The following is a 20987-nucleotide window of genomic DNA, read 5'->3' on the forward strand; positions in this document are numbered from 1 at the left end:
CCGGGCGCTTCAGTGGCTGCCGCTTGCCTCGGCGGCGAGCTTGCGGCGCATGCGCCGCGTGCCCCAGGCGACCAGCCCGGCGATCACCGGGATCGAGATCGCGGTGACGATGTCCGGGTTGAGGTGGTGCAGGTCCTTGCTGCCCTTGGCCAGGTATTGCACCAGCTGCGAGCCGTAGTAGGTGAGCACCACCACCGACAGGCCTTCGACCGTTTCCTGCAGGCGCAGCTGCAGTTTGGCGCGGCTGTTCATCTGGGTCAGCAGTTCCTGGTTCTGCCGCTCCAGCTCGATATCGACGCGGGTGCGCAGCAGCTGGCTGTTGCGGGCGACGCGGGCCGACAGTTCTTCCTGGCGGCGGCTGATCGCCTCGCAGGTCTTCATCGCCGGCAGCAGGCGGCGCTGCATGAATTCGTAGAGCGTCGGCAGGCCGGGGATGCGCGTCTCGCGCAGTTCCTCGATGCGCTGCGCGACCAGCCCGTGGTAGGCGCGCGAGGCGCCGAAGCGGAAGGTGGTGCGGGCGACCGAGTTCTCGACGTCGGCGGCCAGCGCCGACAGTGCGGCGAGGACGCTGCGCTCGTCTTCCGGATTCTTGGCTTCGCCGATGCGTTCCATCAGCTCGGCCAGCTTCTTCTCGCCGGTGTACAGCCAGGCGCCGACTTCCTTGGCCACCGGCAGGCCGAGCAGCGCCATCATCCGGTAGGTCTCGATCTCGACCAGGCGCTGCACGGTGCGGCCGGCCTGGCGCTGGGTCATGCCCTCGTTGAGGACGAGAAAGCGCGAGAAGCCGTTGTCGATCTTGAAATCGGTGAACACCCAGGCCGCGTCGTCGGCGACGCGGGCGCCGCCGAGCGCCCGACCGCTCGGCGAGAGGCCGGCGAGGACCGATTCCGGGCTGATTTCGGCGGTCGACCGCAATTCGACATGGGTCGCCACCATCAGCTTGCCCGGGATGCCGCGCAGCCACTCCGGATGCACCGCGTCGAAGGCGGTGACGTCCGGGTGCAGCGTCTCGCCCGGGGTCAGTTCGCGGTAGAAGGTGTAGGTCGAGAACTCGGTGTGCAGTTCCCAGCGCATGCGGAAGGCGCCGGTTTCGATCATCAGGTGCGAGTCGGAACTGTCGATCGAGTTGCAGACATGGCCCTGGCACAGCTTCGTCAGGTTGGCCCGTTCCGCTTCGGCGGTCGTTGCCGCGTGCTTGAAGACCAGGTGCGAGACGAGCACGGCGCCAGCCAGCGAGGTCGACGGGCGGGCGTGGAATTCGTTGTTGAGGCGCTGGCGGAGCGGGTGTTCTTCCAGTTCGGCGAGTATCAGGCGCGGGTGCATGACCGTCTCGGGGCTCGGGATTGTTGCGGTGCAGCAGATTGTAGCACCGGCTTTTTGCCGGCGCGCGACCGCCCGGCGAAAAGACAGGGGCATGCAAAAACACGCCTGCGGCGGCAGCCGGCCTTAGAATACCGGCCGAATCCACGGAGAGCTTTCGATGCCGATCACCCGCACCCTCATCCTCGTTGCCGCGCTGCTGCCGGCGCCGATCCTGGCCCAGGGGCTCGGCCGGGCGCCGGAGCGCGAGGCGCCGCGCCTGAATGCGGTCGCCGATCCGGGCGCCGACTACCGGATGGCGCTGCGTTTTTTCGCCGGCGAGGGCGTCGACCGTGACAATGCCCGCGGCCTCGACTACCTGCGCAAGGCCGCAGCAGGCGGGCATGCCGAGGCCCAGTTCAACCTCGGCAACTACCTCAACATGTTCCAGGCCGACTATGCCGGCGCGGCCCACTGGTGGCGGCAGGCCGGCGCCCAGGATCACCCGGCGGCATTGTTCAACCTGGCCGAGTTGCTGACCGCCGGCCTGGTCCCCGCGCAGGCCGGCGAAAGTGCCGCCGCCTACCGCCAGCGGGCGGTGGCGCTCGGCTTCGTCCCCGAGCCGGCGGTCGCGGCCGAGCCGGTGCCGCCGGCCCGTGACATCGAGCCGGCGCCGGCCAGCCCTGCCGTTGCCGCGGCGCCGCCGCTGGCGGCAGCTGCCGTGCCGGTGGCCGATCCGGCCAGCGCCGCCTGGCTTGCCGCGCCGGCCGACTCGGCGACGATCCAGGTCTTCGCCTCGACCAGCCTGGCCGAAGTCCGCGCCGTTGCCGCCCGTCATCCGTGGCGGCGGCCGCTGGCGCTGCTCACTTTCGAACGCGACGGCCAGCGCTGGCACGCCCTGCTGCACGGGCGTTTCGCCGATGTCGCCGCGGCTCGCCGCGGGTTGGCCGAGCTGCCGCCGGCACTGCGCGCCGGCAAGCCGTGGCCGCGCCGGCTCGGCGATGTGCGTGCGCAGACGCGGATGACGCTGCAGGCACTGCCGGGAAAGTCCAATGAGCTGCGCTGACTGCCTGGCCGAGGACGCCGCCGCCCGCCGGCGCGCGCTCGAGCTCGCTTCCTTCATCGTCGAAGCGCCGGCCGGCGCCGGCAAGACCGAGCTGCTGACCCAGCGCACGCTGCGCCTGCTGGCCATCGTCGATGCGCCGGAAGAGGTGCTGGCGCTGACCTTCACCAACAAGGCGGCAACCGAGATGCGCGACCGCATCCTCGGCAGCCTCGAAGCAGCCACTCGCGACGCCGGCGAACTGGCGCCGCACAAGCTCGAAACGCGCAAGTGGGCGCTCGCTGTCCTGGCCCGCGATCGCGAGCTGGGCTGGAATCTGCTGGCGCACCCCGGCCGCTTGCGCGTCACCACGCTCGACGCGCTGTGCGCCGGCCTGGCCCGGCAGATGCCTTTCCTCTCCCGCTTCGGTGCCCAGCCGGCGGTCACCGACGATGCCGAGGCGCACTACGCAACGGCGGCGCGGCGGACGCTGGCCATGGTCGAAGCCGACACGCCCGACGCCGCCGTCGTCGCCGCTGCGCTGGCCTTCATGGACAACGATGCCGGCCGTCTCGAACGGCTGCTGGTGAGCATGCTCGGCCGGCGCGACCAGTGGCTGCAGCACGCCGCCCGCGTCGACGGCGGCGTCCTGCGCGACGAGGTCGAAGCCGGTTTCGCCGCGCTGGTTGAGCGCGAACTGGCGCGCGCCGCCGACCTGCTCGACGCCGCCTGGCAGGCGCGGCTGATGCCGCTGGCCCGTTTCGCCGCCGCCAACGCGCCGGAAGCGCTGGCGCCGCTGCTCGACTGGCAGCAGCCTTTGCGCCCGCAGAGCGCCGACCTCGCCGCCTGGCGCACGCTGGCCGGCCTGCTGCTGACCGCCGACGGCAGTTTCCGCAAGGCGCTGAACAAGAACGTCGGCTTCCCGGCGGGCAAGGAATTCGCCGAGCAGAAAGCGGCGATGGCCGGCCTGCTCGCCGAACTGGCCGAGGTGCCCGGGCTGGAAACCGCGCTCGCCGGCATCGGCGGCCTGCCGGCGCCGGTTTTGAGCGATTCCGAGTGGTCGACCGTCGAAGACTTCTCGCGTCTGCTGCGGCTCGCCGCCGGCCAGTTGTGGCTGGTCTTCCAGGAGGCCGGCGAAGTCGATTTCATCGAGATCGCCGCCCGCGCCGGGCTTGCGCTCGGCGACGACGAGGCGCCGACCGACCTCGCCCAGGCGCTCGACTACCGCATCCGCCACCTGCTGGTCGACGAGTTCCAGGACACCAGCCCCGGCCAGGTTGCCCTGATCGCCCGGCTGATGCGCGGCTGGACGCCGGACGACGGACGCACGCTGTTCGTCGTCGGCGACCCGATGCAGTCGATCTACCGTTTCCGCAAGGCCGACGTCGGGCTCTTCCTCAACGTCCGCGCCCGCGGCATCGGCGACCTGCGCCTCGAACACCTGCGCCTGTACCGCAACAACCGCTCCCACCCGGCCATCGTCGATTGGGTCAATGGCGCCTTCCCGGCGATTTTTCCGGCCGCCGACGACCCGGCCGCCGGTGCCGTCTGCTACGCCGAATCGACGGCGACCAAGGCGGCGGTTGCCGACAGCGGCGTCGTCCTGCACCCGGTGTTCGAGCGCGGCGACGGCGCTGCCGCCGAGGCGGCGCTGACGCTCGAACTGATCCGCGCCGCCCGGGCGGCCGACCCGCAGGGTCGCATCGCCGTGCTGGTGCGCGCCCGCCGCCATCTCGACGGCCTGGTCGAGGCGATCCGCCGCCAAGCCCCGGAACTGCGCTTCCAGGCGGTCGAGATCGAAGGCCTGGCCGAGCGCCAGCACATCCAGGACCTGCTCAGCCTCTACCGCGCGCTCAGCCACCGCGCCGACCGCGTGCACTGGCTGGCGATCCTGCGCGCGCCGTGGTGCGGGCTGACCCTGGCCGACCTGCACGCGCTCGCCGGCAACGACCGTCAGCGCACCGTCTGGCAATTGATCAACGACGAGGCGCGGCTGGCCGCGCTCAGCGCCGACGGTCGCCACCGCCTGCAGCATCTGCGCGCGGTTGTCGGCCTGGCGCTGGCCGAGCGCGACCGCCAGCCGCCGCGCCGCTGGCTAGAAGGCGTCTGGCTGATGCTCGGCGGCCCGCGCTGCCTGGAAGCACCGGCGGCGCTGGCCGATGTCGACGCCTTTTTCGCCCTGGTCGAACAGCTCGCCGCCGCCCACCGCCTCGATCCGGAGACACTCGCCGCCCGCGTCGGCGAGCTTTACGCGCCGGCCGATCCGCTCGGCGACGCGGTGCAGATGATGACCATCCACAAGGCCAAGGGGCTGGAATTCGAAACGGTGATCGTGCCCGGCCTGCATCGCGATACCGGCAACAACGACAGCCCGCTGCTGCTCTGGGACGAAGTGCTCGGTGCCGACGGCCGCGAGCGCCTGCTCGTCGCGCCGCTGCGCGCGCGCGGCGAACGCGCCGACGAGCCGACCGTCTACGACACCCTGCGCCGCCTGGAAAACGCCCGCGCCGCGCACGAAACCGAGCGCCTGCTCTACGTCGCCGCCACCCGGGCGATCCGCCGCCTGCACCTGGTCGGCGTCGCCGAACTCAGCGACAAGAGCGACGACGGTCTGCGCCAGCCGCCGTCCGGCAGCTTCTTGCGCCTGCTCTGGCCGGTCGCCGGCCAGGCCGTTTTCGCCGCAGCACTGGCCGCCGATGCGCCAGCGGAGCTTGTCCCGGCCGAGGATGGTTCGACCTTCGTGCCGCCGCTGCTGCGCCTGGCCGAGCCGGCGATCCCGGCCGAACTGGCGGCGCCGCCGTCGCGCCCGGCGGCCAACCGTGTCGAGGCGCTGGCCGGCGGGACCGCCGCGCAACAGGAGGCAGCGGTCGGCACGCTGGTGCATCGCTGTCTCGAACTGATCGTCCGCCAGGGCCTCGCCGCCTGGCCAGCCGAGCGCCTGCCCGGGCTGGTCGACGGCTGGCGGCGCTGGCTGCGCGCCCAGGGGCTGGACGCGGCCCAGGCTGAAACCGGCGCCGACGAAGCGCTGAGCGCGCTGCAGACGACGCTGGCCTCGGACACCGGCCGCTGGCTGCTCGCTGACCATCCCGGCGGCGGCGCCGAACAGGCGTGGACCAGCCGCGACGGCGATCTGACGGTCAACCACGTGATCGACCGGATTTTCATCGCCGACGGCGTGCGCTGGATCGTCGACTACAAGACCGTGCGCGCCGCCCCGGAAGAACTCGCCGCCCGCGCCGAGGGCTTCCGCCCGCAACTCGAACGCTACGCCGCGCTGTTCGCCGACCAGCCGCAGCCGCTCAGGCTGGCGGTGTGGTTCGTGCTGCAGGGGCGGCTGGTGACGCTGGATTGAGGCCGCGTGATCGGAGAGCGATGAAGTGATTGCGTCGAGAGGATCAATGGTTGATCAGGTGATCCACTCGGGATAATCTTCATGTCATTCCTGCCTGCCTGCGTGGCGGGCATTCATTAGCTGACTGTCGAAGACGGCGGGGGCGATCGATACAAGGCACGTTCGGAACGCCCCGCTAAAATCCTTCAAGTCATTGAAATAATATGAATAAAATTTTCATATGCCCTGTTTGTTGGATTGTTTTTCATCTATTAGGGGGCATATTTAACGTTAGGTATTCGTGATGCTGAAGTTTCTTGGCAAGCTGCTCAATCGAGATCTCACAACTCCGGCAGAGCCTATTGACACGAATGTATCGGAGGACGAAATCTGGGAGATATTGCATCCCAAGAATAAAAGGGAGTTGGCGCTTCGGAAGAAGAACCTGCAGAGCTTTCTTCAATTTGCAGCGAGCCAATTGAACAAGACCGAATGTCAGCGCTTGTGCCGAGTTGCAAAGCGAGCGCTAGATGACTCCGAAGACATGTTCGGTGCGTTGGAAGAAGTCATGTTCGGTGAAGAAGGCCAACGGCGTGGAAAATGGGTGTTTATCCAGTTAGATTGCAAGGCACGCGAGGAAATCGTTTGGCAGGCTTCAGAGATTCTGGCCACATTCGGCATCAGTGAGCGTTGGGAGCATGATTGCGAAGCGGAATTCCGCTCAGTTCCCGAAGCATTACTGGCCTTGTCCGACTGGTTAGCCGAAAGAGACCTTACGCTTCTGCACTTCGAGACAAACTCGGATTCGTATTGCTCGGTAATTGTCAGAGCATCGGAAAGCTCTACCGCCAAGGAGCTTGCGTTGGCGGCTCACCTCACACTGTACGATCATGCAGAGTTTTCTCGCGCAAATATCTAACCCGGCGCTCAACCGGACCTGCGCGAAAAGCCGCGCGGACCGGTTAGCTCCGTTAGGCCTCAGAATCGATGTCCGCAGCCCTATTCGATTGGCTTGACCGCGTAACGTGGTTAGCTGAGGTGCCGAGATACGCCTCCGCTATTCTCACAAGACAGGTCCAAGCGAAGATTTCCCGTTCTCGACCGGAGTGCTGGTCAGATAATTTTGCGTGGTTACCGGCAGAAAATGGCGAAGAGCGATTCTTAACCGCGTTTGCAAACCACTATGGACGCATTCGCGCCTTCCACGGATGTCGGCCCGCCGATTTAAAAAGCTATTTCGATTACGGCCTTCATGGACAAACAGCTGAAATTCTCGAAGCGCAGTTCCTGTCGATCTTCCGGGACTTGCCGGAACAGAAGTTGCAGGAGGCCTTGGCTGAGCTCAAGGATCGGAAGGAAAGCGAACGGGGCCGGTTCTGGGTCGTTTTGGAAGAACGTGAACTCATAGAGCATTGCGGGCACTACCTCATTCAAGGCAGCGAGTACCTCATGGCGCTAGCCGCCTCACTGTGCCGCTTGGCGCCCGGTGAGGACTATCGCATGCGCCTCCGCAAGCATGGAACACCGACGATCTTTGAACTCCATATTCCTATTCAACATCTGCAAGAGGCTCAGGTCGATGCGTTGGCTCGTCTAGTACTTGCCGCTTGGGGTGAACTCGTCTCCAATCGTCCGCTAGGAATGGGACACAGCCCCTGCCTCGTTGTTCGACGCACGGTTGAGCCACAGTACTTTGTCGGCCACACGCATCCCGCACGAATTCGAGATCCACACCTCGGCCATACAATCTACGTCAATCAACACACCCGATGCGTGCATTGCGCTGAGGCGCGGATTGACACGTGAAGTGCAACACCTAGAAATTTTGTGCACTTTTCACGGTCGACCGTAAGAAACCCGCCATTTCCCCGCTAGCGTTGGCAAGTCGCTACGGTTTGCGACGATCTGCGCCGAGGTCAAGCGCGCGGCGGTTCGCCCGCGCTCCGGTTCTGCGTCAGGGCCAGAGGACGCAGGCCCAGACCACGGCGGCGTTGATCAGCGACAGCAGCACCGCGGCGCTGCCCATGTCCTTGGCCTGCTTGGCGAGTTCGTGCTTTTCCGGCGAGGCCTTGTCGACGATGGCTTCGAGGCCGGAGTTGAGGATTTCGACGATCAGGATGAGCAGGATGCTGCCGATCAGCAGTGCACGGTCGACGCCGGTTTCGCCGAGAAAAACGGCGAGCGGGATGGCGACGATGGCGAGCAGGACTTCCTCGCGGAAGGCGGCTTCGTTCTTCCAGGCGGCGGCGAGGCCGTCGCGCGAGTAGCCGAGCGCGTTGATCAGCCGGACGAGGCCCTGCTTGCCCTTGAATTCCTTGTAGTCGCTCATTTTTTCTTGTCCAGCAGGGGTTTGAGGAAGCGGCCGGTGTGGCTGGCCTTGCATTTCGCCACCTGTTCCGGCGTGCCGGCGACCAGGATGCGGCCGCCGCCGCCGCCGCCTTCGGGGCCGAGGTCGACGATCCAGTCGGCGGTCTTGATCACGTCGAGGTTGTGTTCGATGACGACGATGGTGTTGCCGTGGTCGGCCAGGCGGTGCAGCACTTTCAGCAACAGTTCGATGTCGGCGAAATGCAGGCCGGTGGTCGGTTCGTCGAGGATGTACAGCGTCCGGCCGGTGTCGCGCTTCGAGAGTTCGAGCGCCAGCTTGACCCGCTGCGCCTCGCCGCCGGACAGCGTGGTCGCCGCCTGGCCGAGGGTGATGTAACTCAAGCCGACATCGACCAGGGTCTGCAGCTTGCGGGCGACGACCGGCACCGGGTCGAAGAATTCGCGCGCCTGCTCGACGGTCATGCCCAGGATGTCGTGGATGTTCTTGCCCTTGTACTGGATTTCCAGCGTCTCGCGGTTGTAGCGCTTGCCGTGGCAGACGTCGCAGGGGACGTAGATGTCGGGCAGGAAGTGCATCTCGACCTTGATCATGCCGTCGCCCTGGCAGGCTTCGCAGCGGCCGCCCTTGACGTTGAAGCTGAAGCGGCCGGGGCCGTAGCCGCGCGCCCGCGATTCCGGCACCTGCGAGAACAGTTCGCGGATCGGCGTCAGCAGGCCGGTGTAGGTCGCCGGGTTGGAGCGCGGCGTGCGGCCGATCGGCGACTGGTCGACGTTGATCACCTTGTCGAACAGGTCGAGGCCGAGGATTTCCTTGTGCGGCGCCGGTTCCGTGGTCGAGCCGTAGAGGTGTTTGGCGGCCGCGGCGTAGAGCGTGTCGTTGATCAGCGTCGACTTGCCCGAACCGGAGACGCCGGTGACGCAGGTGAACAGCCCGCCGGGAATCTCCAGCGTGACGTCGCGCAGGTTGTGGCCGTAGGCGCCGACCACCTGCAGTTGCTTGTCCGGGTTTGCCGGCCGGCGTTTCTGCGGCACCGCGATTTCGCGCACGCCGGACAGGTAGGCGCCGGTCAGCGAGGCCGGGTTGGCGGCGACCTGCGCCGGCGTGCCTTCGGCGACGACCGAGCCGCCATGGACGCCGGCGCCGGGGCCGATGTCGATGACGTAGTCGGCGGTGCGGATGGCGTCCTCGTCGTGTTCGACGACGAGCACGGTGTTGCCCATGTCGCGCAGGTTGCGCAGCGTCTGCAGCAGGCGGTCGTTGTCGCGCTGGTGCAGGCCGATCGACGGCTCGTCGAGCACGTACATGACGCCGGTCAGGCCGGAGCCGATCTGCGAGGCCAGGCGGATGCGCTGCGCCTCGCCGCCGGAGAGTGTTTCGGCCGAGCGTTCGAGGCACAGGTAATCGAGGCCGACGTCGATCAGGAAAGTCAGCCGGGCGGTGATTTCCTTGAGGATCTTGTCGGCGATCTGCGCCTTATGGCCGGGCAGTTGCAGGCAGTTGAAGTAATTGCGCGCCTCGCCCAGCGGCAGGCGGCTGATCTCGTGCAGCGTCTTGTCGCCGACGCGCACGTGGCGGGCCTCGACGCGCAGGCGGGTGCCGTTGCAGGTCGGGCAGGTCGAGTTGCTGATGTACTTCGACAACTCCTCGCGCACGGCATTGGAATCGCTCGCCCGGTAACGCCGTTCCAGGTTGGGGATGATGCCCTCGAAGCTGTGGCTGCGGTCGAAGCGCGTGCCCTTCTCGTTGGCGTAGCGGAAGTTGATGGCGGTGCTGCCGGAGCCGTAGAGGATGATCTGGCGGACGTCGTCTGAAAGTTGCTCGAACGGGGTGTCGACCGTGAAATCGTAGTGTTCGGCCAGCGATTCGATGATCTGGAAATAGAACTGGTTCTTCTTGTCCCAGCCGCGAATCGCGCCGGCGGCCAGCGACAGGTGCGGCGCCGTGACCACGCGCTTGGGGTCGAAGAACTGGATGACGCCGAGGCCGTCGCACTTCGGACAGGCGCCCATCGGGTTGTTGAACGAGAACAGGCGCGGTTCCAGTTCCTGCAGCGCGTACGAGCAGACCGGGCAGGCGAACTTGGCCGAGAACAGGTATTCCTGGCCGGAATCCATCTCCAGCGCGATGGCCCGGCCTTCGGCGTGGCGCAGCGCGGTCTCGAAGGATTCGGCGAGGCGCTGGCGCATGTCGTCGCGGACCTTGAGGCGGTCGACGACGACATCGACGTTGTGCTTCTGCGACTTGGCCAGCTTGGGCACGGCGTCGATTTCGTACACGGTGCCGTCGACGCGCACGCGGGCAAAGCCCTGGGCGCGCAGTTCGGCGAACAGGTCGAGCTGCTCGCCCTTGCGGTTGGCGACGACCGGCGCCAGGATCATCAGCTTGGTCTCGGCCGGCAGCGCCAGCACGTGATCGACCATCTGCGACACCGTCTGCGCTTCCAGCGGCTTGTCGTGGTCCGGGCAGTAGGGCGTGCCGGCGCGCGCGTAGAGCAGGCGCAGATAGTCGTGGATCTCGGTGACGGTGCCGACGGTCGAGCGCGGGTTGTGGCTGGTTGCCTTCTGCTCGATGGAAATTGCCGGGCTCAAACCCTCGATCAGGTCGACGTCGGGCTTTTCCATCAACTGCAGGAATTGCCGGGCGTAGGCCGACAACGATTCGACGTAGCGCCGCTGGCCCTCGGCGTAGAGCGTGTCGAAAGCCAGCGAGGACTTGCCGGAACCGGACAGGCCGGTGATCACGATCAGCTGATCGCGCGGCAGGTCGAGGTTGATGTTCTTCAGATTGTGGGTGCGGGCGCCGCGGATGCGCAGGGTTTCCATCGCCGTTTTCTGCGTGGTTTGGGGAGGGGCAACTATACGCAAAAGCGGCGGGTTTTGCACGGAAGGCTGTATGAATGTACAGCCTTCCGCCGCCGCTCAGCGCTGGCGTGGCGTGAACACTTCCTGCTCGATCAGCCAGCGGCCGTCGACCTTGCGCAACTGGAGCTGCTTGATGCCATCGTCGCGCAGCGCCTGCGAGCGATAGCGCTGCTCGAAGGTGAGCCAGGCGCGGTCGCTGCCCTCGCGGCGGATCTCCGGCTGGCCGAGGACGAGTTCGATCTGGCCGGCGCGGCCGATGATGCGCTGGCGGGCGCTGCGCCACTGCGCCGGGCTGACCGTCTGGCCCTTGAATCCGGGATGGTAGTGCTGGAGGTAGGCGGCGACGTCGCGGCCGGCCCAGGCATCGCGCCAGCCGGCGAGGAAGGCGAGCAACTCGTCGGCTGCCGGTGCGGCAACAGGCAGCGTCGGTGCCGGGGCCGGGGCGGCGGCAGGGGCCGGCGGCGGTGCGACCGGTGCGCCTGGCGCTGCCGTTTCGACCTGCTCGAGCGGCGGCGGTGGCGGGGCGTCGAAGACCTTCGCCGCGAGCGGGCCGCAACCGGCGGCGCCGACGCTGGCCGCGATCAGTGCCGCGCTGGCGGCGCGACCGAGCTTGTGTGCCTGGCTGTCCATCGTTCTTTCTCCCTGTCGGCCCGCGCAGGGCCGGAAAATGACGTCAAGATGCCGGCAACTATACCGCAGCCGACGGCCTTTGCGCCGGCCCGGCGCCGGCGTACGGCGTGCTAAACTCGGCGCCTTCGCTGCAACGCAACACATCCCCAGATCCATGTCTTCCCCCTCCGACCGCATGAGCCCCGAGGAGCGTCGCACCGGCGTTTCGCTGGCCTCCATCTTCGCCCTGCGCATGCTCGGGCTGTTCCTCATCCTGCCGGTGTTCTCGGTGCATGCGGCGCAGATTCCCGGTGGCGACAGCCTGCTCCTGGTCGGCCTGGCGCTCGGTGCCTACGGCCTGACCCAGGCGGTCTTCCAGATTCCCTTCGGGATCGCCTCCGACCGCGTCGGGCGCAAGCCGGTGATCGTCGCCGGCCTGCTCGTCTTCGCGCTCGGCAGCTTCGTCGCCGCCTGGGCGCCGGACATGCACTGGATGATCGCCGGCCGCGTGCTCCAGGGCATGGGCGCGATCTCGGCGGCGGTGACGGCGCTGGCCGCCGACCTGACGCGCGAGGAACACCGGACCAAGGTGATGGCGATGATCGGTTCGTCGATCGGCCTGGTCTTCGCGCTGTCGCTGGTCGGCGCGCCGCTGCTCTACGGCTGGGTCGGCATGGGCGGCCTGTTCACGCTGACCGGCGTCCTCGCACTGGCCGCCATCGGCCTGCTGCTCAAGGCCGTGCCGCCGGTGGCCGCGCCGCCGCGCCAGGCGCCGCTACCGCTGCGCGAGGTGCTGGGCAATCCCGACCTGCTCAAGCTCAACCTCGGCATCGGCACGCTGCACATGATCCAGATGGCGATGTTCGTCGTCCTGCCGCAGGCCCTGCTGCACCGCGGCGGCTTGCCGGCGGCCGCGCACTGGCAGGTGTATCTGCCGGCCGTGCTGGTCTCCTTCGCCTTCATGGTGCCGGCGATCATCGCCGCCGAGAAGAAGGACCGGATGCGTCCGGTTTTCCTCGCCGCGATCGGGTTGACCGTCATCGTCCAGCTCGGCCTGGCGCTGGCCAGCGACAGCCTGTGGCTGCTCGGCCTGTGGCTGCTGCTCTTCTTCGTCGCCTTCAACATTCTCGAGGCGACGCTGCCGTCGCTGGTCTCGCGCACCGCGCCACCCGCCGCCAAGGGCGCGGCGCTGGGCGTCTACAACACCACCCAGGCGATCGGCCTGTTCGTCGGCGGCGCGCTGGGCGGCTACATTGCGCAACATTTCGGCGATAATGCGGTGTTTTCCGCCTGCACCGCGCTCGCCCTGATCTGGCTGGCCGTTGCCGGCACGATGAAATTCCCGCGGCGCGCTGCGCCGGCGGTTCAAACTGTCTAGGAGACGACAACGATGGCCTCGGTCAACAAGGTGATTCTCGTCGGCAATCTCGGTGCCGACCCCGAAACCCGCTACACGGCGAGCGGCGATGCCGTCTGCAACATCCGCCTGGCGACGACGGAAAGCTGGAAGGACAAGAATACCGGCGACAAGCGCGAAATCACCGAATGGCATCGCGTGGTCTTCTACCGCAAGCTCGCCGAAATCGCCGGCCAGTACCTGCGCAAGGGTTCGCAGGTCTATCTGGAAGGGCGGATCAAGACGCGCAAGTGGCAGGACAAGGACGGCCAGGATCGCTACACCACCGAAATCGAATGCACCGAAATGCAGATGCTCGGCTCGCGCCAGGGCATGGGTGCGCCGGCTTCGCAAGGGGGCGGCGGCGGTGGTTACGACGAGCCGGCCGACTACGCGCCGGCGCCGCCGAAGAACAAGCCGAAGCCTTCCTTCGACGACCTCGGCGACGACATCCCGTTCTAAAAACGCCTGCGAGGCTAGCGACATGAGCAAACCGGTGACCTTCAGGATTCTCGAGGACATCGCCAAGGACTTGTCCGGCGACGAGATCACCTTTCCGACCTTTCTCGACATCACCTTCCAGGTGCGGACGGCGCTGAAGGACCCGAACCTCAACGTCGACCAGCTGGCCAAGCTGGTCGGCGCCGAGCCGCTGATGAGCACCAAGATCATCCGCATGGCCAACTCGGTGGCGCTCAATCCGTCCGGTCGCGAGATCGCCGACGTCAAGAACGGCATCATCCGCGTCGGCATGGAGGCGGTGCGCACGGTGTCCTTTGCCGTGGCCATGGAGCAGTTGCTCAAGTCGAAGCAGATGCAGCCCTTCGAGGGCATTTCCAAGCGCCTGTGGGAGCACACCGCGCACGTCGCGGCGCTGGCCCGGGTGCTGGCGCGCAAGATCGCCAAGATCAACGGCGACGAGGCGATGTTCACCGGCCTGGTGCACGACATCGGCGTCTTCTACCTGATGTCGCGCGCCGCCGGCTTCCCGGAACTGGTCGCCGACAAGGCCGAGCTGCACGCCTTGCTGGTCGACTGGCACGACAACATCGGCCACGCGCTGCTCTCGGCGCTCGGCTCGCCGGAGTCGGTGCTGGGGGCCGTGCAGGAGCACGAGAACCCGCGCGAAATCAAGGAAATCAAGACCCTGTCCGACGTCCTCTACGTCGCCAACAAGATCGCCAACCGCAGTTCCTGCTGGCGCGATCCGGAATTCGCCTGCGCCGTCGACACCTCGGTGCTCGACAGCCTGTTCGATGCCGAAACGCTGGCCGGCATCATCGCCGAGTCCGAGGAAGAGGTCGCCTCGCTGAAGGCCGCGCTCGGCGCCTGAGCGGCCGACGGCCGGGGTCGGCCCGGCTAGGTGTTTTCCGCAATTGGCCGGGGCCGGCCGGCATGGATAATCGATCGGTATTGCATCGTGCCGGCCGTGTTCACGGTCGACCGCCGAAATCGCGGAAAAACCCCAGGAAATCCCATGGCCGCCCATTCCCGTATTGCGCGCCTCGCCGCCGCATTGTTCGCCTTCGCCGCGCTGACGCCGGCTTTTGCCGCCAAGGAACTGCTCGTCGTCCAGATCGCGCCGCTGAGCGGGCCGCAGGGCGTCACCGGTCGCGCCATCGGCGCCGGCGCCCGCCTCTATTTCGATCACGTCAATGCCGGCGGCGGCGTCAATGGCACGCCGATCCGTTTCGTCAGCCGCGACGACGGCCAGAATCCCGAAACCACTGTCCGTCTCGTCCGCGAGAGTCTGGAGCGCGAGGCGCCGGTCGCCTTCGTCGGCAGCGTCGGCACCAACAACGTCGAGGCGCTGGTCCGCGACGGCGCCCTGGCGCGCAGCGGCACGCCGCTGGTCGGCGCCGTTTCCGGTGCCAGTTCGGTCACCGGCAAGCCGTCGATCTTCATCGTCAAGGCCGGTTACCGGGCCGAGATCGCCCGTCTCTTCCAGCAGCTCGGCCAGGTCGGCCAGAAGCGCGTCGGCCTGGTCTACCAGAAGGATGCGCTGGGCGACGACGTGCTCGCCGGCGCCGATGCCGAGGCCGGCAAGTGGGGCATCGAACTGGTCGCGCGTGCCGGCTACGAGCGCAATTCGACCAAGGTCGAAGGCGCCGTCGAGGCGATGCTGAAGGCCAACCCGGCGTCGATCTTCCTCGGTGCGACGACCCTGGCGGCCGTCGAATTCGTTCGCCAGTACCGCGAACGCGGCGGCTTCGCGACGATCTACGGCCTCTCGATCATCGACTCGCAGGTCCTGCTCGACAAGCTCGGTCCGGAGGTCGCGCGCGGCTTCGCCTTCTCGCAGGTGGTGCCGCCGGAAAGCCGCTCGGTGCTGCCGCTGGTGCGCGAGTATGCCCGGCTGAAGGCGCAGGGCAAGCAGGCCGATCTCGGTGCCCGCTCGATGGAGGGCTTCATCGCCGCCAAGGCGCTGGTCGCGGCGCTGCGCAAGGGCGCCAGCAGCGGCCCCGAGGCCGGCAAGGCGATGGCGGCGACGCGCAAGCTCGATCTCGGCGGCTACAGCCTCGATTTCTCGGCCAGCGACCGCACCGGCTCGAACTACGTCGATTTCGCGATGCTCGGGCGCGGCGGCCAGGTCGTCCAGTAAGCCGGCGCCGCCTACAGGCGGCGGATCTTCTCGAGCAGCGCCGTCGTCGATTTCTGGTGGATGAAGGGGATCGAATGGACGCTGCCGCCCCAGCCACGCACCTCGCTGCAGCCGACGATCTTGTCCACCGGCCAGTCGCCGCCCTTGACCAGAATCTCGGGGCGGCAGTCGAGGATGCGCTGGAGCGGGGTGTCCTCGTCGAACCAGGTGACCAGGCTGACGCACTCGAGCGCCGCCATCACCGCCAGGCGGTCGGCCAGGGCGTTGACCGGGCGGTCGTCGCCCTTGCCCAGGCGCTTGACCGAGGCGTCGCTGTTGAGCGCGACGACCAGGCTGGCGCCAAGCGCCGCGGCCTGCGCCAGGTAGGTGACATGGCCGCGATGCAGGATGTCGAAGCAGCCGTTGGTGAACACCAGCGGCCGGGCCAGCGCGGCGGCACTGACGGTCAACTGCCCGGGCGGGCAGATTTTGCTTTCGAAGGCAGGCGGGGCGTAATCCATGGCGGCATCGGGAATCGGCGGCGGGCCGCCATTGTACCGTGTCAGCGGGGTTTCCCGGATTTCGCCAGGGTGCGCCAGAGCAGGCCGGCCGGCGCGGTTTCGCCGTCGAGCACGTAGTCGAGTTCGTTGGCGTTCTGCAACGTCAGTTCAAGGCGGCGGCGAGCGGCCAGCGGGCCGGCGAGGAGCAGGTGGTCGCCGGCGGCGAGTTCGAAATCGTCGTCGGGCAGCAGGTGCAGGCGGTCGCTGCGGTCGATCAGCAGGACCAGCAGCGGCAGCTGGCGGCTGCGTTCGCTGGCATCGCAGAGGATCTGGCCGAGACGGAAGCTGCCGGCGTGCATCAGCGCCTGGCGTGCCGCCGGCGCTTCCGTGGCATTCAGGCGGATGCTCCAGACGGTCGGCGTCAGCCCGTCGCCGATGCCCTGCAGACGGTCGACCAGGCTGCGGCAGTCATTTTCGCCGGCTTTGCCCAGGCTTTCGAGAAAGCGTGCGAGCAGCGGCGTGGTCAGGATGGCGATGCTCTCGTGGGCGACGATGTGGCTCGGCACCATGGCGAATTCCGGCGCGTAGGCCTGGAACAGCGCGCTGTTGGCGGCGTGGTTCTGGCGCGTGACGACGAACAGTTCGGGCTTGAGTTCGCTGGCGGTGACGGCAATCGACAGGTTGTTCACGTCGTTGTCGCTGCCGGCGATGATGCCGACGGCGTCGGCGATGCCCGCCCGGCGCAGCGTTTCGGCCTCGGTGCCGTCGCCGGCCAGGCGGCCGTCGGCGTCGGTGGCGGTCGGGTCGACGATGCTCAGGGTGATGCCGGTGGCCTGCAGGCGCGTCGCCAGGGCCTGGCCGAAGCGGCCGTAGCCGCAGAGGATCCAGTGGCCGTGCGGCGGCCGGTGCGCCGCCGGGATCGGCGAGCCGGGCAGGCTGGTCAGCAGTTCGACCAGGCGGAAACGCTCCGGCGCGGCGATCGCCAGCGCCAGGTGGTCGGCGAAGCGGGTGAACGGATTGATGATGTGGTCGGTGCCGAACGAGGCCATGTTGGCGGCCACCGCCGGACTGCGCGCGCGGGCGATGACCGGCAGCTTGGGGGCGAGCAGGCGGACGGCGATGGCGATCACCAGGTTGGCCTGCTCGTCATTGGTCACCGCCAGCACGCCGCGGCATTTCGGGTGCTGCAGGCCGGCCAGCAGCAGGTTGTCGGGCAGGCTGGCGTCGGCGGCCAGCGCCGGGGTGTCGGTCTTGAAGTCGAGCAGGTCGAGCTCCTCGACGCGCAGTTCGTCCTTCTCGAGGACGACGAAGGCCTGGCCGCTGCGGTCGAAGTTGCGGCAGATCAGGCTGCCCGTCTCGCCGCAGCCGCAGACCAGGTAGAACGGCGCCTTGAGGCGGCGGACGCGGCGGGCGAAGCGGCCGGCGGTGAGGGTGTTCTGGAAGCCCTTGTCCTGGAGCAGCGCGATCAGCGTGATCACCGAGTACGACCAGCCGACCACCGACAGGTAGATGCAGACGATCACCCACATCCGCTGGGCGTCCGAGAAGGCGCCCGGAATCTCGCCGAAGCCGATGGTCGTCGCCGTGTAGCTGATGAAATAGAAGGCGTGGAAGAAGGACAGCGGCGGTGCCGGGCGGCCGTCGGCGTCGACGCCGGGAACCAGCGTCAGGCCGCAGACCGAGATCGCGTAGATGACGATCAGCGCAATGATCGGCGCGCGCATGCGCCGCAGGACCAGGAAGAAGGTGCTGTTGACCACCGTCGGCTCCGCGTCAGCGGCGCAGCATCACGGTTTCGACGATGAGCAGGACGACCGAGACGATATTGGCGAACAGCGCGCCGCCGGACAGCGAGACGACGCTCGAGGTGACCGAGGCGGTCATGCCTTCGCCGGTGACATGGACGGCGACGGCCCAGGTGACGGCGGCGGCGATCAGCTGCAGGTCGGCGACCAGGCTGGTGGCCAGGTGGATGGCGCCGATCTGGGTGCGGTCGCCGAACTTGAGCGCGGTGGCGATCAGGCTGACCACCAGCGCCGCCGCCAGTTCATAGACGTGGTGCAGCTCGGGGCGGTCGATGTCGCCGATGAAGAAGCCGAAGTTGAGGGTCGCCGCGAGGACGATGAAGAAACCGAAAACGACTTTTTCGAGATTCATTTTTACCGTCCTGTCACGGTCGACCGTCAAGAATCAGCGTTTTTCGACCGGCGCCGCCTGGTTGGCCGGCGCCTTGCGGGCACCCAGCGCCTGTTCGTCGAGGCGGCGGATGTCGTCGTCGGAGAGCACTTCGAGCAGGTTGACCACCTTCTTGACGCCGGCCGTGGTGCGGGCGACGCTGACCGCGACCCGCGCTTCGCGCTCGTTGACCAGGCCCATCAGATGCACGACGCCGCGGTCGGTGACGACCTTGACGTGGTTGGCCGAGATCTGGTTGCTGTCGACCAGGCGCGCCTTGACCTTGGAATCGATGAACGAGTCGTTGCTGCGCGCGCCCAGCGACGAGGCGGCGGCGATCACGGTCTCGTTGTACACCTCGCGGACGCCGTCGAGCTTGCGTGCTTCGGCTTCGATGGTGGCGCGGGCGGTTTCGTTGGGCACTTCGCCGGTGATCAGCAGGCGGCGGTTGTAGGAGGTGAAGCTGACCCGCGAGGCGGCCTTGTACTCGGCCGGGATGCGGCCGGCGGCCTTCCATTCGGTCGATTCGTCGTCGGTCTGGGTGCCGGTCGAGCGGCGGTCGTGGATGCTCATGACGCCGACCGCGGCGCCGGCGACGACGGCCGGGAAGCAGCCCTGCAGCGTCGGGACGGCGAGGGCGATGAGGAGCAGGGAAAGGCTGAGGCGCTTGTTCATGTCATTCGACTCCAAGTAGCAGTGCATCGATGCCGTCGCACAGGCAGTGGATGATCAGCAGGTGGGTTTCCTGGATGCGGGCGGTGCGGTCGGCGGGGACACAGAGATTGATGTCGGCATCGCGCAGAAGTTCGCCGATTTCGCCGCCGCCCTTGCCGGTCAGGGCGATCACCGTCATGTCGTGCTCGTGGGCGGCGCGGATCGCTTCGATGACGTTGCCCGAGTTGCCCGAGGTCGAGATCGCCAGCAGCACGTCGCCGGCATGGCCGAGAGCGCGCACCTGCTTGGAGAAGATGTGGGCGAAGCCGTAGTCGTTGCCGACCGCGGTCAGGATCGAGCTGTCGGTCGACAGCGCGACCGCCGCCAGTTCCTGGCGTTCGGCCTCGAAACGGCCGACCAGTTCGGCGGCGAAGTGCTGGGCGTCGGCGGCCGAGCCGCCGTTGCCGCAGGCCAGGATCTTGCCGCCGTTGAGCAGGCAGCCGGTCATCGTCTCGATCGCGGCGGCGATCGGCGCCGACATTGCATCGACGGCGTTGAGCTTGGTCTGGGCGCTGTCCTCGAAATGCTGGGCGACGCGGGCAATCAAATCCATGAAGCGGAATCCTGAAGAGGGACGGCCCATGATTCTACATCACAGCTCGAGATAGACCTCGACGACGACGCGCCGCCAGGGATCGGGATCGTCGGCGAGGGCGCCGACGCGTGCCCGCAGCCGCTCGCCGCGCTCGAGCGCGGCAGCCAGCACGCGGTTGCCGGCGCGCGGCAGGTAGCCGATCGGGCGGCCCTGCCAGTCGACGCGGACGGCCAGCCGGTCGTGCCGGTTGTCCGTTTCGCGGTGCAGCGTCAATGCGTCGCCGGTGCGCATCCGGGGGCGCACCTCGGCGAGCGCGTAGTACTGGCTGCCGGCCAGCGGCATCGTCTGGATCAGCAGCTGCAGCGACTGGGCGGCGGCGTTGCCGAGCCAGGCGAGCAGGCTAAGCGTCGCCAGCAAACGCATCGCGCAGCCATTCCAGGCGTTCGTCGTCGATCAGCAGACAGTCGAAGCGGCAGGCGCAGTCACCGTGGCGGGCCAGCCAGTGGCGGGCGGCAAGGACGATGCGGCGCTGCTTGGCGGCGGTGATGCTGGCGCCGGCGCCGCCGAAATCGCCGCGGCTGCGCTGGCGGACCTCGACGAAAACCAGCGTCCGCCCGTCGCGCATGATCAGGTCGATTTCGCCGCCGCGCACGCGGAAATTACGGTCGACCAGGCGCAGGCCGCATTTTTCGAGATGCGCTGCCGCCCGCGTCTCGGCTTCGCGACCGCGCGCCACGGTGGTATCGTTGGTCTTTGCCTGCATCGCCGGAAAATGACAAATGAATTGATTGCGGCATTGTACGTCGTGCCGACGCCGCTGGGAAACCTCGGCGACCTGACCCGGCGCGCCGAGGATGTCCTGCGCAGCGTGCCCTGGGTCGCCTGCGAGGACACCCGGCACAGCGCGCCGCTGCTCAAGCAGCTCGGCGCCCGGGCGAAGACCTTGCCGGCGCACCAGCACAACGAACACGAAGCCGCCGCGCGCATCGTCGACAAGCTGCGCGCCGGCGAGGCCGTCGCCCTGGTCTCGGATGCCGGCACCCCGGGGATTTCCGATCCCGGCGCGCGCATCGTCGCCGCCGTCCGCGCTGCCGGCTGCAAGGTCGTGCCGCTGCCCGGCGCCTGTGCGGCGACGACGGCGCTGTCGGCCGCCGGCCTGGCCGACGAGCACTTCCTGTTCCACGGCTTCCTGCCGAGCAAGGCCGGCCAGCGCCGGCAGGCGCTCGCCGAGCTCGCCGGCCATGCCTGCGCGCTGGTCTTCTACGAAGCACCGCACCGCGTCCTCGATACCGTCGCCGACATGGCTGCCGTATTCGGCGAACGCACGCTGGTGGTCGCCCGCGAACTGACCAAGCTCTTCGAAAACATCGATTCCCTGCCGTTGACCGTCGCGGTCGACTGGTTCCAGGCCGACCCCAACCGCCAGCGCGGCGAGTTCGTGCTGATCGTTTCCGGTGCGCCACCCGGCGACGCTGGCGGTGAGGGTGAACGCATCCTGCGCCTGCTCCTCGACGAAGGCCTGGGGACCAAGCAGGCGGCCAAGCTGGCGGCGGCGATCAGCGGCGAGGCGAAGAACGCCCTGTACGAGCGCGCACTGGCGCTGAAAAGTTAAAAT

20 protein-coding genes are annotated in these 20987 nt (G+C 67.7%); 9 read left to right on the forward strand and 11 right to left on the reverse strand.

The features are described 5' to 3' along the window. Window positions 1–9: 9 nt before the first annotated feature. Window positions 10–1323: a DUF3422 family protein gene (locus DFR40_RS09390; RefSeq protein ID WP_121458206.1), complete on the reverse strand. Its 1314-nt coding sequence runs from the start codon at window positions 1321–1323 to the stop codon at window positions 10–12. Window positions 1324–1480: 157 nt separating this feature from the next. Between DFR40_RS09390 and DFR40_RS09395 the strand changes: the two genes are divergently transcribed. The 4 genes from DFR40_RS09395 (at window position 1481) to DFR40_RS16990 (ending at window position 7478) form a co-directional block, all read left to right on the forward strand. After that, window positions 1481–2365, forward strand: a complete 885-nt coding sequence (locus DFR40_RS09395) for an SPOR domain-containing protein (protein WP_121458207.1) — start codon at window positions 1481–1483, stop codon at window positions 2363–2365. Beyond that, a complete protein-coding gene (locus DFR40_RS09400; RefSeq protein ID WP_121458208.1) occupies window positions 2352–5693 on the forward strand; it encodes a UvrD-helicase domain-containing protein in 3342 nt (1113 codons plus the stop codon). The genes DFR40_RS09395 and DFR40_RS09400 overlap by 14 nt, the downstream gene beginning before the upstream one ends. A 283-nt stretch (window positions 5694–5976) precedes the next feature. Then, window positions 5977–6591 (forward strand): DUF6630 family protein, encoded by a 615-nt coding sequence (locus DFR40_RS09405; RefSeq protein WP_121458209.1) that lies wholly within the window; start codon window positions 5977–5979, stop codon window positions 6589–6591. 68 nt (window positions 6592–6659) lie between these two features. Then, window positions 6660–7478 carry a hypothetical protein gene (locus DFR40_RS16990; protein WP_147431307.1) on the forward strand — a complete coding sequence of 273 codons (819 nt, stop codon included), beginning with the start codon at window positions 6660–6662 and terminating at the stop codon, window positions 7476–7478. A 148-nt stretch (window positions 7479–7626) separates the two neighbouring features. On the opposite strand, the gene DFR40_RS09415 is transcribed toward DFR40_RS16990, so the two are convergent. The 3 genes from DFR40_RS09415 to DFR40_RS09425 all read right to left on the reverse strand — a co-directional run bounded on the left by DFR40_RS09415 (window position 7627) and on the right by DFR40_RS09425 (window position 11492). Further along, the gene (locus DFR40_RS09415; protein WP_121458211.1) at window positions 7627–8001 is read right to left on the reverse strand and encodes a diacylglycerol kinase; all 375 of its coding nucleotides are present in this window, start codon (window positions 7999–8001) and stop codon (window positions 7627–7629) included. After that, window positions 7998–10823 carry an excinuclease ABC subunit UvrA gene (gene uvrA, locus DFR40_RS09420; protein ID WP_121458212.1) on the reverse strand — a complete coding sequence of 942 codons (2826 nt, stop codon included), beginning with the start codon at window positions 10821–10823 and terminating at the stop codon, window positions 7998–8000. Before uvrA ends, DFR40_RS09415 begins: the two co-directional genes overlap by 4 nt. A 96-nt stretch (window positions 10824–10919) precedes the next feature. Then, window positions 10920–11492, reverse strand: a complete 573-nt coding sequence (locus DFR40_RS09425) for a L,D-transpeptidase Cds6 family protein (protein ID WP_121458213.1) — start codon at window positions 11490–11492, stop codon at window positions 10920–10922. A gap of 154 nt (window positions 11493–11646) precedes the next feature. Between DFR40_RS09425 and DFR40_RS09430 the strand changes: the two genes are divergently transcribed. The 4 genes from DFR40_RS09430 (at window position 11647) to DFR40_RS09445 (ending at window position 15469) form a co-directional block, all read left to right on the forward strand. Beyond that, on the forward strand, window positions 11647–12849 hold the full coding sequence (locus tag DFR40_RS09430) for an MFS transporter (protein WP_121458214.1): 1203 nt from the start codon (window positions 11647–11649) through the stop codon (window positions 12847–12849). Window positions 12850–12861: 12 nt separating this feature from the next. Then, on the forward strand, window positions 12862–13329 hold the full coding sequence (gene ssb, locus DFR40_RS09435) for a single-stranded DNA-binding protein (protein ID WP_121458215.1): 468 nt from the start codon (window positions 12862–12864) through the stop codon (window positions 13327–13329). 22 nt (window positions 13330–13351) lie between these two features. Beyond that, window positions 13352–14200, forward strand: a complete 849-nt coding sequence (locus DFR40_RS09440) for an HDOD domain-containing protein (protein WP_121458216.1) — start codon at window positions 13352–13354, stop codon at window positions 14198–14200. A 144-nt stretch (window positions 14201–14344) separates the two neighbouring features. Then, entirely contained in the window at window positions 14345–15469 is a 1125-nt protein-coding gene (locus DFR40_RS09445; RefSeq protein WP_121458217.1) for an ABC transporter substrate-binding protein, read from the forward strand. An 11-nt stretch (window positions 15470–15480) separates the two neighbouring features. On the opposite strand, the gene rfaE2 is transcribed toward DFR40_RS09445, so the two are convergent. From rfaE2 to DFR40_RS09480, 7 genes are read right to left on the reverse strand one after another with little or no spacing between them, the layout of a single operon-like run. After that, a complete protein-coding gene (gene rfaE2, locus DFR40_RS09450) occupies window positions 15481–15969 on the reverse strand; it encodes a D-glycero-beta-D-manno-heptose 1-phosphate adenylyltransferase (RefSeq protein ID WP_121458218.1) in 489 nt (162 codons plus the stop codon). Window positions 15970–16010: 41 nt separating this feature from the next. Next, window positions 16011–17708 (reverse strand): potassium channel family protein, encoded by a 1698-nt coding sequence (locus tag DFR40_RS09455; protein WP_245985653.1) that lies wholly within the window; start codon window positions 17706–17708, stop codon window positions 16011–16013. 13 nt (window positions 17709–17721) lie between these two features. Next, complete coding sequence (locus DFR40_RS09460; RefSeq protein WP_121458219.1) at window positions 17722–18105, reverse strand: DUF6394 family protein; 384 nt, start codon at window positions 18103–18105, stop codon at window positions 17722–17724. Between the two features lie 33 nt (window positions 18106–18138). Beyond that, entirely contained in the window at window positions 18139–18798 is a 660-nt protein-coding gene (locus tag DFR40_RS09465) for a BON domain-containing protein (RefSeq protein WP_121458220.1), read from the reverse strand. A gap of 1 nt (window position 18799) precedes the next feature. Then, on the reverse strand, window positions 18800–19390 hold the full coding sequence (locus DFR40_RS09470) for a phosphoheptose isomerase (protein WP_121458221.1): 591 nt from the start codon (window positions 19388–19390) through the stop codon (window positions 18800–18802). Window positions 19391–19429: 39 nt separating this feature from the next. Beyond that, on the reverse strand, window positions 19430–19795 hold the full coding sequence (locus DFR40_RS09475) for an HIRAN domain-containing protein (RefSeq protein ID WP_121458222.1): 366 nt from the start codon (window positions 19793–19795) through the stop codon (window positions 19430–19432). Beyond that, complete coding sequence (locus DFR40_RS09480; RefSeq protein ID WP_121458223.1) at window positions 19773–20135, reverse strand: YraN family protein; 363 nt, start codon at window positions 20133–20135, stop codon at window positions 19773–19775. The genes DFR40_RS09475 and DFR40_RS09480 overlap by 23 nt, the downstream gene beginning before the upstream one ends. A 9-nt stretch (window positions 20136–20144) precedes the next feature. On the opposite strand from DFR40_RS09480, the gene rsmI reads away from it, so the two are divergent. Continuing rightward, window positions 20145–20984, forward strand: a complete 840-nt coding sequence (rsmI, locus tag DFR40_RS09485) for a 16S rRNA (cytidine(1402)-2'-O)-methyltransferase (RefSeq protein ID WP_121458224.1) — start codon at window positions 20145–20147, stop codon at window positions 20982–20984. Window positions 20985–20987: the final 3 nt, after the last annotated feature.

The sequence above is a fragment of the Azonexus fungiphilus genome, assembly GCF_003634965.1.
GTDB classification, from domain to species: Bacteria; Pseudomonadota; Gammaproteobacteria; order Burkholderiales; family Rhodocyclaceae; genus Azonexus; species Azonexus fungiphilus.